Origin of the sequence: Paenibacillus residui, assembly GCF_042677205.1 — a bacterium.
GTDB classification, from domain to species: Bacteria; Bacillota; Bacilli; order Paenibacillales; family NBRC-103111; genus Paenibacillus_L; species Paenibacillus_L residui.
The window spans coordinates 1-19993 of the sequence record NZ_JBHTIU010000016.1; the positions used below are offsets into that span (position 1 = coordinate 1).

Genomic DNA, 19993 nt, shown 5'->3' on the forward strand with positions numbered 1-19993 from the left:
AGATCGGCGCGAAATTTGTTCAAGCCGCCAAATGGTTCCCTTCATCGAAAATGTGCTCATGTTGTGGCCAGATTAAACCAAACCTGAAACTATCTGATCGCACCTATGAATGCACTTGCGGACATGTGATCGACCGCGACTTGAACGCGGCAATCAACCTATCTAAATTAGCGGTTTGACACATATCTCGTCATCGCCAATATGTAGGATTCGTTGCATCCGAATTTACGCCTGTGGAGTGTCATACCAAACGTGAGTAGCTCCGGCAAAAGCGGACACGGCGAAACAGGAAGCAAACAAGGATTTATAGACTTTTATAAGTTCTTGGCAACGGGTTAGCCATGAATCCGACACCGGAACAACAACAGCTAATCAAAGACTATATTATTCTTGACTTCGTCCAAAGTATGCTGGAGCAGGATGAGAACACTCTCCTCGAGCTTCATTTTTCAGAATTGTACTTGAAGCCGCTGAAGGAGATTCAGCTGAAAATTCGCGAAGAATTCGTCAAGCTGAAGGCGCGTTTTGACGATGGACAGATGACGATGCCTATGGCAACCAATGACAACGTACCAGGTAAACTGACATATGAATACTATATTCAGGAAGAAGCGCACAAGGTCAGGGTACATGAGAAGGCTTTGCAAGATACGGGGAAGAAAGTTGTGGAAGAACTTCTTCGCTAGCTTCTCCGGAGGGGCGAGTGCCGCGCGGAAACACTAATAGCGGGCCTGTCTCTCTGAAGGCCCACCGGAGGAGCGAACCAATCGTAATAACGTACTATACCAAAATTAATAGACTCGTGCAGAGGCTTAACGACAGGCTTTCCTTTAAACGGCTCTGCCCGGGGATTCCAGAAACAAGCTGCCGCGAATATAGAGCGGCAGCTTGTTTCATGGGACTCATTCGGGCAGACGGCTGAAGAGCTCTGTCACTGTCCGAACGCCCGCCTCCAGCTCTTGAAGGGCCCGTTCATTGATCCATTTGCTATCGTTCTGCATCAATTGCAGAGCCTTATCCCCGTGCTGGAGCATTTGAGCCTGATTACCGATAGAGCCGTGATGCGCAGCCTGCCGCAGTCTGTTCCTGATCTGGGCACTCAGCTGATGCTTCACCTCCCCTTCCCGTTCCAACCGTTCTACCTTATCCCGGAGGGCAGCCAGCGCCAATGACGGGCTGGTGTACTTCCACAACTCATGCTTCTTGCCTTCGATCATGGATCGCATATACAGGTTCCCATATTCATCCTGGGCAAGACCGTCGAAATGTCCCGCCTCGTCAATCATCGTCATTTGTTTCGTTACACCGTCGATCCGGAACAGCTTTCCTCTGGCCGTACCATAGACATCACCGTCTTTACCAACGAGCAGAGTGGCATCCCGCCATACGGTGCCGGCATAGCGTACCGGAAATAATTCCTGCTCATGGATAACCTTCTTCTCCTGGGTATCGTAGATAAAGAGCACTCCTTCATTAAATCCCCATATATTCCCGTCTGGTCCGACGATCAAAGAGGTTACGGCCTGCTTGCCGGCCACCGGAGAGAACTCCAACTCCTTCTGCCCGCTTGCAATGTCCCAGATGAACATTTTCCCTTCCTGTGCGGTTGGATCCGGAGCCCCGTAAGCCCCCCAGATGGAAGTACCGCCATAGATTTTCCCATCTTTATAAGCTAAAGTTACGATGCTCTGATCCTTGACCAAATGACGATAGGTCAGCAGGTTTCCATCCTTCGGATCATAGATCGCGAAAGCCCCGCCTAATTGACCGTACTGGGGAACGGTACCGAGAAACAGCTTGCCATACTCCTCCACACCGATCATGCCAAAAGGCCGATCCTGAAGCGAATCTGCGGGAAGCTTGGCGATTTCCTGCGGATTGCCCCCTCCCCAGGGAAGAGTGGTATCGAATTGCGAGATTCTCGCCTGGGGATAAATTCCGAAGTACATCATATCTCCAATGGACGTCATTGCTTCAGCCTGGCTCATCCCCGACGTATAGGTCTCCATAATGCCGGATTCGGGATCATAGATGGCATTGCCTCCTTGCACCCCCGACACATGGATGCGACCGTCCGGTCCGCTGCCGATCGAATTGATAACGATAGGCTGGCCGGGAACATCCACAGTGGTACTCCTGATCGTCCCCGAGGAAAATTGATAAGTAAGGGCGGCATTATAGCCCATCCAGGCGGATAGCGTATAATCGGGGTTTTGAGCACTGCCCGTATTGATAATAGTCGCCGATTTCCAACTGTTAAAGCGCCCTAACCTTGCAACGGGCTCGATTAGTCCTGTAGAGAAATCATAAACGTGCAGATACGCATCCCCTGGTGCAAACATATACGCCTGTTTTCCGTCTGGGGACGGGATGACATGTGCGGATACCCCTTGAAGCCGCTGCTCGATTTGCTTGCTCCATTTATCCATCACCAGCATCGTCGAGCTTTTGTTCAACTGGATAAACAGCTTGTCGCCAATTAAATCTATACTGTTCGGGTATTCCTCGACCGCCAATTCCTCCGGCATCCAGTTCTCGGAGACACTTCCCGTTTCCGGATCGATCTCAACCAATCGATTGTTGGTCCCGGTCCCGGCGATCAGCAGACCGCGTTCCTCATCGTAGACCAGCTTACGAACATATTTTTCGCCGGCAACCGGGCTGCCCAGATCCCGGAACTCCCCTGAAGCCGGATCATATTCGAACAGCTTTCCGCCAGGATAAGTCCCGCCGAAAATTTTGCCGTCCGGGCCGTTCGCCAAGGCATAAATATGGGTTTCCCCCTGAATCGGCTTGCCGATGAACTCCAATCCTTCCGAATCCGGAACATACCGGTACACCTCCCCGGTTCCCGTTGTTCCAATGTACACGCTTCCATCCTGGGCAGTGAGGACCGTAGAGGTGCTCGTCGTGTCAGGGATATCCAGCACCTTCTCCACATCAAGCGTTAAAGCATTCAACACGGCCAACTGCGCAGGAACACCATTGACGGCGGCACTTATGTAGGGGGTCCCGTCCGTTCCGTAGAAGGGCGTTCCTCCGATGCCGACAACCCTTTTGATAGCGGTTCCCAAATTTTCGAAATGTCCGGAGCGAGCGGATTCCGCATAAGCGGTATCCGATGTCGCTCCTACTCCTCCCCATCCCATCGCTGCTATTAACGTACAAAGGACAGACCATATGATTCGTTTCTTCACTGCTTCTCCTCCGTTTCTTTATTAATATTTTTTACTGGCCCAGCCAGCTTCACATTCCGGACAGGTGTATTCGATCGCCGCAAGTTTAATCTGGCGCCTTAAGTTATTATTGTGGAGAATATCGTCTTATTCTTGTTTTTCCATCCGAGAAATACAGCCGTCCTTGGCGATCGTCTGCCAGAAACCTCGCCCCGTCCTCTGCAATAATATCGAGCTTCCTTTGATCCGGATCATACGCGAAAAAATATCGTCCTTGAATCGTGCCATACAGCCTGCCGTCTCTTCCGAACTTCAGAGACGCATCTCTCCAGATGGACTCGCGATAATCTATTTCGGGAAACAAATGGGCCATGTGGGTATATGTTTCTGTTCTTGGATCGAAGACGAACAGCCAGCCTTCGGCCATCCCCCACAATTGCCCATCCTGTCCTTCGATCAGAGCCGTAATGGCTCTAAGCTCTGGGACGGGCAGCGAAATTCCGCGCGCTTCTCCCCGCTCCGGATCAAAAACGAGCAATTCCGCCTCCTTACGAGAAGGCATTATACCAAGTCCGCACCAAATATTCGTTCCCGCATATAACTTGTCATTAGCGTATACCAGGGCGACAATACTGAGATCAGGCAGCGGATTCCGATATACGCAGCGCTCTCCCGTCCGAGGATCATAACTGATAATGGCCCCGCCCCGCTTGCCATATCCGCATATGGTTCCGATATAGAGCTTGCCCCTTCCGACAGCCAAACCATATGGGCGATCCTGCTCTTCCGCGGATAAATCAAACAGCAGACGCGGGTTAGGTTCATCTGTGTGACGGGACAAAGTCCACTCCTTCGCCGGATCGTACTCGAACAGTTTAGCGTGAGGATACGCGCTAAAATACAAGCGGCCGTCCAGCTCAGCCGTATTTTCGGTTTGTCCCACCCCTTTATACTCCGTAAAGGTATCGGATTCCGGATCAAAGATCGACGTCCCCCCCACCAGAAACGCCCCGATATACAGCCTGCCGTCCGAAGCCGTTGCTATACTTTGAACATTGGTCGGAACCCCTTCAATCTCCAAATCGGAGATTCTCAGATTCCCGTTCTGCGGATTGTATTTGAACAATCTCGTCCGCCCCAGCCGCGATCCGACCCCAACCAATGTTTTGCCCGGAAACTGCTGCTGATCCGCCAGCTCCACAAAATCTAGTTTAAACGGCAAGATGGTTGTATCGACATCCAGCGAAACCGACCGGCCGCTGTCCAGCTCATAGCGGTACAGCTTTCCGATATACGTATAGTACACCGCCCCTGCGTATAATGGGGATACTCCCAAACTGTTGACCCCCGGCACTTCCCGCTCGAATTTTTCTGTGCATTTCCCGCTATCGTCCATGCTCAAATCATAAACAAGCAGCCGGTTGGAAGGATTTAGACGAACAAATAATTTGCCTCCTTCGATATTAAGATCATAGACAAACTCGTCGTTGTAGTACGCCTCCGGAAGCAGCTCCTTAACTTCACCCGTGCGGTGATTAAATCGTTTCAACCGGGGATGAGAGCCGATCCCGACATACGTTACCCCCGCTTCCGGCCAATGAGCAAGACTGCGAACATAGTGCTCACCCGGCTCGAAAGGCTGGGAGCCGAACAGCTTGAAGCCTTCCCCCGGGCGGTATTGATAGAATACCGCGCCGGGATAAGTGCCGCCGAACACTGCATCCTCGCCGACAGAGGTCAAGGCATATCCGAATGTCGTTTCCGGCGTGGGCCTCCCTAGCACCTCCAGCTTGCGATTCCATGGGGTATAGCGATAAACATTCCCCTGATTATGGGTTGCCACATAAATGCTCTCATCTCCCGCTTTGGTCATCGAGAAGCCTCCCATCGCACCGGGCATCGGGAGAATATGTACTAGCCGCTCCTCATTCAGATCAATCGTCCCCAGACGCGCATCTTCTCCTGCTGATCCATCCAGCGACAGGTACATAATGTCGCGGCCGTCTTCAGACTTCGTAAACACGGCGGCATGAGAGGTTGAATTGTGGATCGGGGCCCCCAAATTTTCTATCCGGCCGGCCTCTTCCGTTATTTTGATTTGTCTTTCCACAGCTGTTGCCGCATATTTTATGGTCATGGTCTCTCTCCTTCTCTCCATTGCTCCTTTTCGATAATAAGAGATGATCTATTCACCTTCACCCCTTGATCGAACCAATCATAACTCCTTTGGCGAAATGCTTCTGTAAAAACGGATATACGATCAAAATAGGTACGGTCGCCACCAATATCGCCGCCATTTGAATCGTTTCCGGCGGAGGAGGATTCTCCATCAGCATTTCTACCGCCCCCAGTGAATTTACGGGATCGTTCAAAACTACGATTTGGCGGAGTACGACCTGTATCGGCCATTTGGTGGGATCGTTCAAATATAAAATTCCGGCAAAATAGTTATTCCAATGCCCGACGGCATAGAACAGACAAAACGTAGCCAGCGCCGGCTTGGATAATGGCAGAATCAGGCGGGCGAATGTTTGCAGCTCGTTAGCTCCATCTATGAAGGCCGCCTCGTTCAATTCTTCAGGAATGTTCAGAAAAAATTGACGCATCACAATAAGGTTGAACGGCGCAATCGCCGCCGGGATAATCAATGCCCACAAGCTGTCCAGCAATCCGGTCTCCTTGACAATCAAATAGGACGGGATCATTCCCGCAGAAAACAAAATCGTAAACAAAACCAGAAACAGGATAAAGGATTGTCCGACCAATCTCCGGGTCAGGCCGTAAGCCATGGCGGAAGTAAACAGCAGATTAAATGCGGTACCCGTCACCGTGACGAAGACCGTCACTCCCAAAGAACGGATAAACGAGCTGGAGCCAAAAATATACTGATAGGCATCCAGCACCCATTCCTTCGGCCAGAGCAGCAAGTCGCTTGAAATATACTCTTTCATACTCGAGAACGAGACGGAAAAAATATACAAGAAGGGCAGGAGCATCACCAGACCGATAATCCCCAGCAGCACAATGTTAATCCCGTCTATTAATCGGTCTGACCAGGAACGATGCAGCATGAGTAGCGTCTCCTTTATTTACAATTTACCGCTGCTGTGCAGGTTGCACCAAGAAGGCCGGGAGTCGGTCAGTATATTCCTTCCTCGCCGAACCGTTTGGCCAGCCAGTTGGCCGCCACGACCAACACCAGACCAATAACTCCTTTAAACAAGCCTACAGCGGTTGCAAAGCTGTAATCGGATTGATGAATTCCTTTAAAATAAACGTAAGTGTCCAGTACGTTGCCAATCTCCATATTGAAGGAGTTGAGCATCAGAAAGATTTGTTCAAATCCGCTGTCCAGCACATTGCCGAGACGCAGGATGAGCAGAATAACGATCGTGCTCCGGATTCCGGGCAGCGTAATATGCCATAATTGCCGCCAGCGGTTTGCCCCGTCCATCACGGCCGCTTCATACAAATTCGGATTAATGCCCGATAAGGCGGCAAGAAAAATAATTGTTCCCCAGCCCGCTTCTTTCCAGATAACCTGAATAATAATGAGTGGCCGGAAATAAATCGGATCGGTCAGAAAATCAATCGGGCCTATGCCAAGCTTGAGAGTCAAAAACGTATTGATCAGACCGCTGCCGCGCAGGAAAATAATAAAAATCCCGACAACAATGACCCAAGATAAAAAATGCGGCAAATAAATAATCGATTGCACAATTCTTTTGTAGGCCCCATTGCGAATTTCATTCAGCATAAGTGCCAAGATAATCGGCGCCGGAAAGGCAAAAGCGATCTGCAAAAACGAAAGCACGAGCGTATTCCACAGAACCCGGACCACTTCGGCATCCTCAAATATTTTGGCAAAGTGTTTGAAGCCGACCCAGGGGCTCTCCGTAAATCCGAGGAACGGGCTAAAATCCTGGAAGGCTATGACCGAGCCCAGCATAGGAACGTAACGATAAACAAGAAAATAAAGCAGTCCGGGCAAAATAAGCAGGTATCCATATCTCTTGCGCCATATTAGTTGCCATATACGGGGCTTCTGCGGTGCAGAAACCCCTGAATTAAGAGAATACTCATTCGTTCTCATTCCATTCCTCCATCAACAGGCAGGTCAATCCCATGCTTCCTTAGGATCTTGGATGGTAATCCCGGCGTTCACTTCCTCAATCCACTTGTCCCCGCCCTTTTTCATAAACTCGTCGACCATCTTATCCCAGTCACTGACCGGACGTTGACCGGCAATCATTTTCGATTGCTCATCGATCAGAAATTGGGTCAATTCATTCCCCTTCTCCAGATAAGTCGGTGACGGTGCGGCATAATGCGGAGAACCGTAAAATTTGCTCTCACCATGCACCTTAAGCATATCCTGGACGACGGCATCGAGAATTGGATTGCTGTACTTATAAACCTTATCCGAATCTTTCTCCGGCCACGGAACGTCATCCAACAAATAAGAGGTAGGACGCAATCCGTCCTTCAAGGCGTTTTCCTTCGCTACAGGCTTCCCGTCCACCATGTCATAGGCTTTGCCTTCCCCTCCCATCAAGAAATCGAAATCGGGGTTATCCGGATTCATCCGGTCTTCCGGAATCACCGTTCTGGCCAGCTCGGTCATTTCCAATATGCGCCGAACCTTCTCCTCGTCCTTGCCGGCTTCCGCCGAAATCGTCATGAATCCTACGAAGCCGCTGCTGGAGGTGAGTCCTTGGGATCCGTCCGGAGCGACGGCCGGAGCCATAAATGTGAATTCCGCATTGGGATCCAGCTGTACCAGGCTATCGGCGTTCGCATTGATCATTCCGCGGGGAGTGCCGATGAAGATGCCCGCTCTGCCGGAATAAAACTCTTTATTGGTTGCATTCCAATCCAGACTGGCAAAGTCGCGAGTGACGGCGTTTTCTTCATACAAATCGGCAAACCACTCGATCATTTCTTTGCGCGCTTCGGAGATCCATCCCGGAATGAATTGGCCCTTATCGTTTTTATGATACCAGGCGTTGGGATCCCAATAGGCTCCCAGGTTATAATTGGGGTTAATGTTCTGGCCGAGGGCTATGCCGTATGTATCGTTCTTGCCGTTGCCATCCGGATCCCCCTTCGTGAATGCGATGGCGACCTGCTTCAATTCTTCATAATTGGTCGGAACCTCCAGCCCCAGATTATCCAGCCAATCCTTGCGGATCATCGGCAAAAAGCCGAATCGCGGATAATACTTGGGAATCGCGTAGATTTTTCCGTCCACTCTGAATTGATCCCATATAAAATCAGGAACGAGAGCCAGCGACGGATAGTCGTCAATATAATCATCCAATGCGAGAAAAGCATTCTGCCGGGCAAATTTAGGATACCGGTTCGATATATCCGGCGCCTCGAAAGCAACTATATCCGGGATGGTTCCGGATGCCAGAACTGCGCTCAGCTTCTCACTGTAGCTGCCGACGGGCACCTGATTAACCTGGTAATCGACATTAAACCTCTCGTTAATCATTTGCACGCCCGGGCTGTCATTAGGCGGCAATTCCCCGTAGCCGAACTTCATGGCCGTAATTTTTATTTGACGGTCCTTGTCTGATTCTTCCGGTTCCTTGGCGGAATCCCCGGGTTCTGTCTTTGTCCCCCCGGACGAACAGGCTACCGTCAGCGTTACTGCGGCCGTAAAAATTAAAGCATGCTTTTTGAATCTCACAATAAACCCCTCCCCGTAAAAATGAATAACAATCACATTTGGCCTCAAAAGGAAAAATAACAAACACTATAATTCTGATACGTATCTGGTTGAATTATAACGAGTCAATTAAAGCGCTGTCAATATTGAATATTGAAAAATTTGTTATCCACAATAAGCTGGAAGTCGGGATAAATCCAACCTTGCAGTTGAAACGACTCGGAAGTCGCTCCCGTTATAATTGGATTGAAAAGCGATTTGAAAGGGGCTATACTAGAAATTGCAGAGGATATTTTGAATAATATAGATAAACAACCAGATTTGTATCAGTTTGAGGTCGGTTCGGGAGGTTGCTAAATGAGTCGTAAAACCAAACAATCGGTGCTTCGTTCCAAGTTGGAAGAGATGATGGCAAGCATCCGGGACAGCATCCGGAGCGGAGCATTTAAGAACGGTCAGTTTCTGCCATCGGAGCTTGAGCTGGCAGAGCAGTATAACCTCAGCAAGCATTCCGTCCGGAAAGGATTGGATATTCTCGTGACGGAAGGATATGTGCAGAAAATACCGCGCATCGGTAATAAAGTGCTTAACCCGGATTATACCTCGAATACTACTATCCGTTTCGGCTATTACCCATCGATGCATAAACAGGCGGAATTGAGTACATTGATAGATTATTTTCATGAACGGCATCCGGGGATCCAGGTGGAGCTCATTCCAATCCCCTTCCATTTCGACGATTTGCAGCTTATGAAGCATTACCTTCAATCCGGATTGATTGATGTGGCTATGTTTAACAATCAATCCTTCTCCGAATTCCATGAGAGAGATGGCAGCTTTGCGCTGCTGGAGCCGTTGCAGCCGCCGGAAGATACGTATCCGTTCCTTCTTCCCGCTTTTCAAGACGGCAAACGGCTGCGTGCAGTTCCTTTCGTCTTCTCTCCGGTCATTCTTTGCTATAACAAAGATCACTTCGAAGAATTTGACCTCCCTGAACCCGACAGCAGCTGGACCTGGAATGAGCTTATGGATGTGGCTCACCAGATCACCAACCGCAGTAATCGGGTAGGGTTTTATTATCATGCGTTATCGGACAACCGCTGGCCGATCTTCCTTCTTCAGAGCGGACAATGGATTCGCCCGGAAGATACCGGGCCTGTTTCCTTCCGCCATCCGGATGTGCGGGAGGCCATACAGATGAGCAGGGATATCATCAGCCACCAAGGCTTGTCTTCCTTTCTCTCACAGAGTGATCTGGAGGCGGACGATTTGTTCCGTCAGGGCAAAGTATCCATGGTGATGACCACCTATTTCGTCCTGAACGAATTCCGCAATGCATCGTTTCGCTTTGACATTGCGCCTCTTCCGCAGTTGAAAACTTCCAAGACGCTCAACCTGGTGATCGGACTGGCCGTTTCTGCCAAATCGGCCAATAAGGAAGCAGCGAAGACGCTGGTACATTACCTGACCTCCCAAGAAGCGCAAACCGTTATACGCCATCGGACTTTAAGCATCCCGGCGATGAAGAGGGCGGCTGAACGCACGGGCCGCACCGACATCCGGGATGCAGTGGCCGGCCGGGGGAAACGTTCGCCAAGCCCTGCAGCACAAGGAGCCCGCATGGTACAACCGCATGAAGCGGCTGAGCCTTCCCGATTTCAGCTGTATCGGGAAATCATTCCCAGCTTTAAGATGCATTCCGAGCTTGGGTTATCCGGACCGCTGCTGAAGCAAATTCGCGAGGAACTGAAATTATATTGGTCTCAAGTGACCGATTTGGATACTTGCTGCCGACATCTGGAGAAGCTGCTTTCCGAGCAGCCGGTTGTTAACGCCTAGCCTAACAAAGCACTTTTGATGACTGCTTTTTAGGCTAGGCAGTCTAATAGTGGTAAACAGGAGGGATTCTATCGTTAATCCTTCCGATATGAGGTATTTGCGTTCTCCCATGTAAAGCTCATTCGTTTATCCTTGAATGGATGGTGGACAACATGCCGGCCCGGATCGATTCGATCCGGCCGATGATTTGTGCACATTCCCTTCCGTATTGTTCCTTCAGCTTCTCCTCCTGCAGGCCGGGAAGGTTGATGGCAACTGTAATCCATGCGGAGCGGGCAGCCGCCTCCAGAAGATAGACGGCTATTCCAAGATCGGATAATACCCTGCGGTTCGCGTTCCCGGCTATCCCTTCCATTGTTTCCATGGAAGCCAGACATCTTCGCATCAGCCTGACAGGAACCTCGGTGGCCAGTACCGAGGCGGAGGCCAATGCAGCCTGTTTGGCTTGCTTGTGCTCCTCGGTTTGTCCTGACATTCGGGCGGCGGACATATAAGTTTCGAACGAGTGAACATCCTCCTCTAGAAGGCTTTCGAATTGATCGATATCCGCTTTCATCCGGATGATCATGTGCTCCATTTCTTCCGAATGGGAGGCAAATTTAGGCCCCTGGCTAAAGTGGGCAACCATCGAGCCCATGGCCGCTCCCAGCGCAGCAACCAGAGCCGCGACGCTCCCTCCACCCGGAGTCGGTGTACGGGATGAAGCCGCTTGGACGAAGGAGCGAACGGATTGATCCATCAAGCTCATTTCTATACTCCCCCCTTTCTTATAAAATTCTGCTGCTTCTTACCATGCTGCAGTTCGAAGGCTTTTATAACATTTTCAAATAGAATGGCCGTTGTCAGCGTTCCTACCCCTCCCGGAACCGGCGATAACGCCTGCAAGCGAAGAATCGCCCCGGAGTCCACGTCCCCCTTCAACTCCCCGCTGTCTGTTTCATTAATTCCCGCATCTATCGCGACCAGATCGGGATGGACCATAGACTTCGTTATTAATCCTTGACGCCCCGCAGCGGCAAATACAAAATCCGCCTGGCGAAGCGGGACGGACAGATCGGGAGTATACGAATGGCACACGGTCACGGTGGCATTCTTCCGCAGCAGCAAATGAAGGAGCGGCATTCCTACGGTCTCCCCGCGCCCCACCACGACAGCATGTCTTCCCTTTAGCTCATAGCCGTAATCTTCCAGAAGCCGGACACAGGATAACGGTGTAGCCGGATATAGTCCTGGGGCTCCGGTTTGATTAGCCAGCCGGTTGGAAGAGGTCAATCCGTCCACGTCCTTCCATGGCGAAATCGCCTCGATTATCGCTTTGGAGGACAAGTGCCGTGGGAGAGGGAGCTCTAACAGAATTCCGTGAACCCCATCGTCCCTATTTAACGTATCAATGATTCCCATCAGTTCTTGTTCCGTTACTCCGGATGGGAGGCGTATCCATTCGAACGCTATACCAAGCCGGGAAGCCCACCGCTGTTTAGCCTTCGCATAGGCCAGGGAAGCCGGGTCCCCTTCCACCAGAATAACGGCCAGCTTTACTTCTATCCCCCGCTGCTCCCTCACTCTTCCTGCCTGTTCAGCAACTGCCTTTCGGATGCGATCCGCTGCTCTTGCCCGGTTAACCAAATTCCCATAGCTTGCTGCTCCTCCTTCATTAACAAAAAAAAGTATTTGACCCCGATTAGGGATCAAATACTTTGCCCAGGCGAACGGCTATAACGTCATATGTGCTTCCTCGTGGTTCACCACGTGCGCCAGTTACACATACCAAATATTAACTAATATTATATTCTGAAATTTCCTGCAATACAAGCAATTTTTTGTTCAGAACAGCCCCACACCAACATTTCGGAACCAAGACGCCTTGTCAGGAGGAGTGCCACGGCCATTATGACAAGAAACGGCGCAATACGTTATCACTAATTCGGACCACATTATTATCGTAATTATTCCAGGCTATACTGCCCGCCCAGTTAATGGAACCAACGGAGAAAACCGCACCGCCGCCGGCAATATCAAAATAGGTCATATCGGCACGCACGAGCGGGCTTTCAAGCCCCCCTTGCCCCGGCGCTGTGAACAGCAAATCTTCATGGACTACTTGATAGTAATCGTCCAGACCGGTCGAGGTCGCCAATCGCAGCGCATGTTTGGGCGTACCTAATTCATGGTCGAAGCGGTCAATTTCATCCCCTACCGCTCCGCCCATAACGAGACCGAAATCGCCGATGATTTCATCCTCCCCGATCCCTTCGAATATAAACGCCGCCGCCGGATCATGACTGTCCGGAAGCCGCTTGTATCCGCAGCCGTTAATACCGCCCAGCGCAGAAAAACCAACTCCGACGATGCTCTGCGGCACAAAACCGTAATGCCGCCATAAGCCCCCGGGCTCGCCGGTTGTACTATGATAGATTTGCCCCGGCGGTGTATCAGACGATCTTGTACCGGCATTGCCACGCCGTACTTCAAGCAAGTAAGAACGGTCTGCATCCAGACTGGTTACCCAATAAAACCCGTTCCCGCCCAAATACATCAGCCGACCGCCGGCAGCCAAATATTGCTTTAGCGCAATAAGCATCGGACGCGTCCAATATTCGGGGTGGCTGCCCGTAATAATCACTTTATAAGATGCCAGAAGCTCCTGCCCTTCCCGATGCAAATCTTCATCCGTAATGACATCATAAGGCTGCTTCCGCCTTTCCAGCCAACCGGTTATATATAAATCCGCTGAAAAATGCCTTACTGCACGCCAATTGCGGTAATGAGGCCGTATATTCAAAATCGGACGCAAGCGGGAGCTGTACTGTACACCACTGCCGTCATTATGCAAGTCATAGATCGATTTGCCCAACTCCGGATGCTCGGACAGAAACCGGTCCTGCTCCGGAAGCACATAATCGTCTCCCATATAAGCTTGAGCCTGCTCATACAGTCGTTCGTTCGCATAAGCCAGATACGTATTAGTTGGGGCCAAATAGACGACCTCTGCTTTGGCAGTCTGTCTGCCCGGACGTACAAACAATGGCACATAATCGACGCTGGCTTCCGTCTCCAAACGAAAAGCGTAGACTCCGCTCCGCAGTTCGTCCGGCACTTTCCAGACAAAATCGGCATCCCAGCCCGCATCGCATAAATCGTCGTCATGAAAATGAACAGCGGCATACTGGTCTGGAGCTTCTTTAAAGCTCGCATATTCACCAGTCCAATTATGACTTGTCACCGCTCGTGCCGGCGCTTGATATAACCGGCCGTCATTTTGTCCGCCCGAACAGTCGATTAGGCGGCTGGACGAAATAAATTGACTGAAATCATAGCATGCCGCACACTCTGCTCTCATACTTGCCGAAAGTTCCGGTGCTGAATACAGCTGTTCGAGCTGTTCATCATCCAGAGCAGTACGAAAAAAACGCGGGTTTTCCAGCTTGCCGTTATAATAATGCTGTCTCCTGCCCTCCTGATATTGAGCGGCCAGCACGACTGCACCCGTTAACAAATTTGAGAAATCCAATGCTGCTTTTCGTTTAATAAACTGCCTATCCCGTTCGGGCATCCATTGATCCTGATGATCAATCAACAGTGCCGCTTCTCCTGATTCGGCCGAATAACGTACAGCGATAAAATACCACGATTTCGCCATAAGCGGCCGCTCCGTACGAACAACCGCCGACTGCCCCGCACAGTCTGTAAGCATCAGCGCGAGTTGACCATCTTGCTCAAGGACAAGCCGTCCTCCGGCCGTGCCGTTCGTCGCCGACACGGACCAGAGCGTCTGCGGATGTACCGCCCCTGTCGTCAAAGTCGGCCAAGCCCATAGTTGAACCGTGAATTCTCCGCCCTGCATCCAATCGGAGGGAACCGGCAATTCGCCATAGGAACCTGCCTCGATTTCCTGTACGCGCCCCGGATAGACTCGATTGCACTCGGCTTGCACAGTCTCCACGGGCAAATCATCGCTCTCCGCATCCATCAGCCCGCCGCATAGACGAACGACGTTCACCTTATAGCTTTTGCTTGTCGTACTGACCATAACCTTGACCTGTTCCCCCGGCATTACACTGAACTGATCCGCGTACCCGGTAATGTTAAGCGCTTCCTGTTTCATTGTATCTCCTCCTATTTTGTAAGACTCGATTACAACATGGAAAGAACAACAGTCTGAAGCGAAGGGGTAATTTGCTCGGGGCAGCACCTCCTTTATCAACGTTCAATTCCGCGCAGATAGACTTTGGCAACATGGCGGATAAAGGTTTCTTTGCTCATTTGCTGTTGTTCCACCATTTTCAGATACAGATGCGGATCGAACATGTTTATAAACTGAAAGGCCATCATCTCGTTAGGAAGCTCCCGATCAAAGAGGCCTGCTTCCTTTCCCTCATCCAAAATCTTCCCTATACCGCCAAATATCTCTGCAATCAATCCATCGATCCGCTGCTGTTGTGCTTTAAATACAGAGGCCAAATCCGGATCGCTCCGCAGCATAAACTGAAAAAATGCGCCTGACATTTCTTTCTCCAACAAATAAATCAGCTTCTCCTGTGCCGTACCGTTATAAGCCCGGGCTTGCTGCACGCTTTCCAGAAACATGTTGAGCTTCGGCTCTACCAATGCATAAGCCAGTTCCTCTTTACGTGTAAAATGCAAATAGAGTGTCCCCTTGGCAATTCCAACCCGGTCTGCGATTTCATCCATGCTCGTATGGTGGTAACCCTTCTCCAGCATGATTTCTTCCGCCGCCTGCAAGATGTATTGCTCCCTTTCCTGACGCTGCCGTTCTTTCAACGAACCTTTCCTTTGCACCATATATTTATAAGCGCCTCCAAACAGATTCTGAATTTGATATTCAAATAATGACTTTATAGTCATAACAGTAACGCATATTGGTAATTTTTTCAACTGTTCTTTTTAATTGCCGCTGTATATATCATAGCTTATCAGTTCTTCAATAAATCTGAATATATCCCTATCCTATCGGAAATTTCCACCTGTTCAATGATTGAGTTATACGCTATCATGTTTAAAAGCTTCTTTCTTTTAACTGCTAACACAACGTGCAATAGGAAATCTTCAGACAAAGGAGGTAATCCAGTTGAGTTATTTGCCTGATAACCAACGCTACTCAACCATGATTTATAACCGCTGCGGCCAATCGGGGATAAAACTCCCGGCTATTTCATTAGGACTGTGGCATAATTTCGGGGGCGCCGATGTCTACGAAAATTCGAGGGCCATGATTCGCAAAGCCTTCGATCTTGGAATTACCCATTTCGATCTGGCTAACAATTACGGGCCGCCGCCGGGATCTGCGGAGGAAACCTTCGGCAGAGTGCTTAAATCCGATCTCCGGGCTTATCGGGACGAGATGATTATCTCTACCAAAGCAGGCTTTTATATGTGGCCTGGACCGTATGGGGAGTGGGGCTCCAAGAAAAACATGGTGGCGAGTCTGGACCAGAGCCTGAAGAGAATGGGGCTCGATTACGTGGATATATACTATCATCACAGGCCCGACCCCGATACACCGCTCGAAGAAACGATGGCCGCCCTGGATTTAATCGTCCGCCAAGGGAAGGCACTGTACATAGGAATTTCGAATTACCGGGAAGAGCGGGCTCGCGAAGCCATCCGCATTCTGAAGCAGTTAGGCACCCCGCTCCTTATACATCAAGCCTCCTACTCTATGTTTAACCGATGGATTGAGGACGGATTGCAGGATATTCTGCAGGATGGAGGGGCCGGCTGCATCGCCTTCTGCCCGTTGGCGCAGGGACTGCTGACCAACAAATATTTGAAAGGAATTCCGGCCGATTCCCGTGCGGCTAAGGAAGGCTCGTTCCTTAAAGAAAAAGACGTGACAGAGGAGAAAATCGCTAAAGTCCGTCTCTTGGCCGAATTGGCCGCTGAACGCGGGCAATCCCTGGCCCAGATGTCTTTGGCCTGGGTGCTGCGTGAAGGAAAAGTGACCTCGGCCCTAATCGGCGCCAGCCGTGTCAGTCAAATAGAAGAGAATGCCGCCGCCATTCAGAATCTGGACTTCAGTTCGGAGGAATTGACGCGAATCGACGATATTCTAAAAAGCTGAGCCTGTCAAAAAACTTTACATTTTTGCATCGAATTTCCGGTTCGGTGCATTTTTTTATGCGTTGACAAGTGAATATCATCAAAAGTTGAGAATGATCTAAAATCGTGCACTCCCTTTACGAAACTTGATTTATAAATTCTGTTGCGACAACAAATTAACTCTACTAAAAAAACAGACAAATGATATAATTAAAGTGGATTGAAATTAACAGGATTAGGGAGGGATGGGATAACGATCCACCAGAAGACGGTAATTATGTAAACGCTTTAACAGAAAGGATGATGGAATGTGAAAATGAAGAAGTTGGCCTCTATTCTGCTGATTTTAGTGTTCCTGGCTTCGCTCGTCACCACCGCGGGAGCCTCCGAAAACGGCACCCCCTCTGCAGCAGCACCACTCTCTGGTGAAGGCCGGGGAAAGGAAGTTACGATTAAAGTAATGTCCTACAACATCCGTCATGGAGTCGGGATGGATCAGGTGCTTGATTTGGACCGGATAGCGAATGAAATCAGAGCATCGGGAGCCGATATAATCGGGCTTCAAGAAGTGGATCGTCATTATTCGGCCAGAAGCAATTTTGAAGATCAAGCCAAGAAACTTGCCGAGTCTCTGGGAATGCATTATATCTATGGCGCGAATCTGGACAGGGACCCGCTGGAGCCGGGAGGAAAGCGCAGGCAATATGGAACGGCGGTTCTGAGCAGATACCCTATCATCCATTCCGAGAATCATCTGTTAAGCAGCTTCGGCCAGGAACAGCGTGGTTTACTGGAAGCAACCATCAACGTTAAGGGCAATCATATTCAGTTCTACAGCACCCATCTGGGATTGACGACGGAACAGCGTCTCGCGCAAATCGACGAAATCTTGGCGATTACAAGCCAATATGATCGGACAACTATTATTACCGGAGACTTTAATGCCCTCCCGGTAAGCGAAGAGATTCGATTGATGAAGACTTTATTTAAAGACGGTTTCGAAGATCAAGGGGACGCCTTTACCTTTCCGGCGGACAAGCCCAGATCAAGAATAGATTATATCTTTGTATCGGAAAATGTTGAATTGACCCATCCGGAAGTCCTCTCTACGTTGGCATCCGACCATTTGCCGATTGTCGGTGAAATTACATTAAAGAGAGAGGCTCCCTATAATAATGGCAGATAGCGGCAGTGCGGCTTAGCGAAGATACGCACCCTTCATTAACTCTTTAACCGAAAGACCGGGCCTCCTTGCAGGATGGAAGTCCGGTCTTCATGCATACATACGGTCGGCAGGCTGAAGCTGTCATTGGATGGCCGACTTTCTACTTCTCGTAGTCTATCTTGTCTTTTTGAATATCATTAGCTTCCCATAGATTCCGAACGTCACTGTCATAAGAATCCTTTTGCAACCCTTTCACCAGCGCTACACATAACAGACCGAGGAATACGAAGGCCACAAGCATGATCATGATGAATAGGACCATCCTGCCTACACCCCTTTCCCATAGAAGGTTCTACTCTAATTCTATGAGCGGGAATGCCAAATGATCCGTATAAAATGTACAGCCATACACTAACCTGCTTATGGAACGGTTCCTTGCTTGAAGCCGCCGTTAATCAAGAATTTATTTCAGTCGGAGTTGGCGGATTGCTAGATGTAGAATTATTAACCCACTCCGTCAGCCACCACTCGCGCGCATGAGAATAATCCTGATGATCCCGCGGATCGGGCTCTGTCATAATAAACGTGCCCCACCAGAAAATTCCCGAGCCGTAAACGTCGGCTCCTTCGGCGATCGCTTGTTTGAGGCCTCTGGCTGCATGATAAATATTCTCGATAGACGGATCGTGATAGATGACAAACTCGCCGTATTCCGGCGCATCGGGATCCGTTTCGAGATAACCTTTCGTCTCGTACGCCGGCATAATCGGTGAGAATTGACAATCCGGGTTGCTGCTTGCCGCAATCGCATTACTGTAGCGCAGCGCTGTATTCTTCCACAATTCTTCATATTCTTCCGCCGTCTGAGTCACCGTCGGTTTCCAACTGTCCGGCCCATTCGTATCGTAGATCATCGGATTCAGCATATCCATAATATTTGCCAGCTGTGTAATATAGTCATTGGACCATACTATGTCCCACGCCGGACCTGCAATGGATAAATGGACATCCGGACCCACAGCCTGCCTAATGCCCTGTAATAATGTCAATAATTCAGGATCGTCCTTCCATTTGGCACGAAGCGGTTCGATATCGAATTGAATCCCATCCACTTTGTAGTACCTTCCGTCATACAGAAATCCAATATCCACCGCGTTCTTTACGGATTGAATAATCCGCTGGTGCATCGCCTGTTTATCTTCTTCGCCGGCAGGATGCTCTTCCGTTCCGACATGTACGTGTCTGACGGTGTCCGCATTGATCCAAGCGATAATCTTCTGATCGGGATCCGTCTCCCGTGAAACTTTAATCCAGTGCCCCAGCTCTTTGCTTTGATTCGGATCCAAGGTTCCATCCTCTCGCAAAAATCCGATATTCGCAAATTGGTATTCGATATAATACTGTTTGAGCTGATTCACATACTCCCTGATTTGCCTATCGGTTTGCGGGAGATAAAACCAATCTTCGGGAAGATAGGCATGATTGTGAATATATACCGCTTCCTCCTGAGGGGGTTGGTTCGGATCACCGGGTGTTGTCGGATATGCGGCAATATCATCGAAGAACACATATCCGGGTCCGGGGTTTTTGTACAGGTATACCATAATCGCTGTAGTTCCGGGAACCGCCGTGAAAGAAATTTCCCTATATTCGTAATCGCTCGCCGTATAATGAAGTTCTTTGGCGCCGCCGGCAATGGGGCCGTTATCTCCCAGGCTTTTTATACCCAGTATGCCTACCTCCCCTGCCGAAGCTTTACCCCAACCGCCAATTTTAAAGGTATCGTTCGGTTTGGCTTCAATATACCAGGCCATTCCGCCTTCACTGCCCGCATCCCCGAGACCGATTTGCAGCGCTCTCATGTGGGATGCTCCATCTTCAACAACGGTTGTCGCTCCCCAATCCTCCCAGCCTTCTTTATAGGCTTCGAAACCTCCATTCCATATTAAATTTTCGTTCACCGCATCGGCATTCACTCTGTCATCCGGAGATGCCATCCCCAATATAAGGGCAGCGGCCATAGCTAACGTCAATAGCCGCCTCATCAAATGTTGCATCAGTATTTCCCCTCTCCTTGAT

The 19993-nt window shown here is 49.9% G+C and carries 16 protein-coding genes and 1 riboswitch; of the genes, 5 read left to right on the forward strand and 11 right to left on the reverse strand.

All coding sequences use genetic code 11. From position 1 onward, the window contains the following. Positions 1 to 179, forward strand: a 179-nt coding sequence (locus ACFQ03_RS05150) for a zinc ribbon domain-containing protein (protein WP_379286640.1), incomplete at its 5' end; no start/stop codon positions are given. Positions 180 to 341: 162 nt separating this feature from the next. Then, on the forward strand, positions 342 to 686 hold the full coding sequence (locus ACFQ03_RS05155) for a hypothetical protein (RefSeq protein ID WP_144933007.1): 345 nt from the start codon (positions 342 to 344) through the stop codon (positions 684 to 686). Between the two features lie 216 nt (positions 687 to 902). On the opposite strand, the gene ACFQ03_RS05160 is transcribed toward ACFQ03_RS05155, so the two are convergent. The 5 genes from ACFQ03_RS05160 to ACFQ03_RS05180 all read right to left on the reverse strand — a co-directional run bounded on the left by ACFQ03_RS05160 (position 903) and on the right by ACFQ03_RS05180 (position 8871). Continuing rightward, complete coding sequence (locus ACFQ03_RS05160) at positions 903 to 3197, reverse strand: FIMAH domain-containing protein (protein WP_379286561.1); 2295 nt, start codon at positions 3195 to 3197, stop codon at positions 903 to 905. A 106-nt stretch (positions 3198 to 3303) separates the two neighbouring features. Continuing rightward, entirely contained in the window at positions 3304 to 5313 is a 2010-nt protein-coding gene (locus ACFQ03_RS05165; RefSeq protein WP_379286563.1) for a hypothetical protein, read from the reverse strand. Between the two features lie 58 nt (positions 5314 to 5371). Continuing rightward, on the reverse strand, positions 5372 to 6247 hold the full coding sequence (locus ACFQ03_RS05170; RefSeq protein ID WP_379286565.1) for a carbohydrate ABC transporter permease: 876 nt from the start codon (positions 6245 to 6247) through the stop codon (positions 5372 to 5374). A 68-nt stretch (positions 6248 to 6315) separates the two neighbouring features. Beyond that, positions 6316 to 7269, reverse strand: a complete 954-nt coding sequence (locus ACFQ03_RS05175) for an ABC transporter permease (RefSeq protein WP_144932999.1) — start codon at positions 7267 to 7269, stop codon at positions 6316 to 6318. Between the two features lie 24 nt (positions 7270 to 7293). Continuing rightward, the gene (locus ACFQ03_RS05180) at positions 7294 to 8871 is read right to left on the reverse strand and encodes an extracellular solute-binding protein (protein ID WP_379286568.1); all 1578 of its coding nucleotides are present in this window, start codon (positions 8869 to 8871) and stop codon (positions 7294 to 7296) included. A 336-nt stretch (positions 8872 to 9207) separates the two neighbouring features. Between ACFQ03_RS05180 and ACFQ03_RS05185 the strand changes: the two genes are divergently transcribed. Beyond that, on the forward strand, positions 9208 to 10689 hold the full coding sequence (locus tag ACFQ03_RS05185) for an extracellular solute-binding protein (protein ID WP_379286569.1): 1482 nt from the start codon (positions 9208 to 9210) through the stop codon (positions 10687 to 10689). Between the two features lie 118 nt (positions 10690 to 10807). Here ACFQ03_RS05185 and ACFQ03_RS05190 read toward each other — a convergent pair whose 3' ends face one another. The 4 genes from ACFQ03_RS05190 to ACFQ03_RS05205 all read right to left on the reverse strand — a co-directional run bounded on the left by ACFQ03_RS05190 (position 10808) and on the right by ACFQ03_RS05205 (position 15492). Then, positions 10808 to 11437, reverse strand: a complete 630-nt coding sequence (locus ACFQ03_RS05190; RefSeq protein ID WP_144932995.1) for a cyclodeaminase/cyclohydrolase family protein — start codon at positions 11435 to 11437, stop codon at positions 10808 to 10810. A gap of 2 nt (positions 11438 to 11439) precedes the next feature. Beyond that, positions 11440 to 12381 (reverse strand): bifunctional 5,10-methylenetetrahydrofolate dehydrogenase/5,10-methenyltetrahydrofolate cyclohydrolase, encoded by a 942-nt coding sequence (locus ACFQ03_RS05195; RefSeq protein ID WP_379286571.1) that lies wholly within the window; start codon positions 12379 to 12381, stop codon positions 11440 to 11442. Then, positions 12382 to 12461, reverse strand: a riboswitch (ZMP/ZTP riboswitch). A gap of 116 nt (positions 12462 to 12577) precedes the next feature. Continuing rightward, entirely contained in the window at positions 12578 to 14794 is a 2217-nt protein-coding gene (locus tag ACFQ03_RS05200) for a N,N-dimethylformamidase beta subunit family domain-containing protein (RefSeq protein WP_144932991.1), read from the reverse strand. Between the two features lie 95 nt (positions 14795 to 14889). Then, positions 14890 to 15492 (reverse strand): TetR/AcrR family transcriptional regulator, encoded by a 603-nt coding sequence (locus ACFQ03_RS05205; protein WP_144932989.1) that lies wholly within the window; start codon positions 15490 to 15492, stop codon positions 14890 to 14892. A 286-nt stretch (positions 15493 to 15778) separates the two neighbouring features. Between ACFQ03_RS05205 and mgrA the strand changes: the two genes are divergently transcribed. Both mgrA and ACFQ03_RS05215 read left to right on the forward strand, forming a co-directional pair. Beyond that, positions 15779 to 16771 (forward strand): L-glyceraldehyde 3-phosphate reductase, encoded by a 993-nt coding sequence (mgrA, locus tag ACFQ03_RS05210; protein WP_379286574.1) that lies wholly within the window; start codon positions 15779 to 15781, stop codon positions 16769 to 16771. Positions 16772 to 17065: 294 nt separating this feature from the next. Continuing rightward, positions 17066 to 17935 (forward strand): endonuclease/exonuclease/phosphatase family protein, encoded by an 870-nt coding sequence (locus ACFQ03_RS05215; RefSeq protein WP_144933029.1) that lies wholly within the window; start codon positions 17066 to 17068, stop codon positions 17933 to 17935. A gap of 139 nt (positions 17936 to 18074) precedes the next feature. On the opposite strand, the gene ACFQ03_RS05220 is transcribed toward ACFQ03_RS05215, so the two are convergent. Together ACFQ03_RS05220 and ACFQ03_RS05225 are read right to left on the reverse strand one after the other, a co-directional pair. Continuing rightward, entirely contained in the window at positions 18075 to 18236 is a 162-nt protein-coding gene (locus ACFQ03_RS05220; protein WP_186328178.1) for a hypothetical protein, read from the reverse strand. 133 nt (positions 18237 to 18369) lie between these two features. Further along, complete coding sequence (locus tag ACFQ03_RS05225; RefSeq protein WP_379286576.1) at positions 18370 to 19971, reverse strand: glycoside hydrolase family 18 protein; 1602 nt, start codon at positions 19969 to 19971, stop codon at positions 18370 to 18372. Positions 19972 to 19993: the final 22 nt, after the last annotated feature.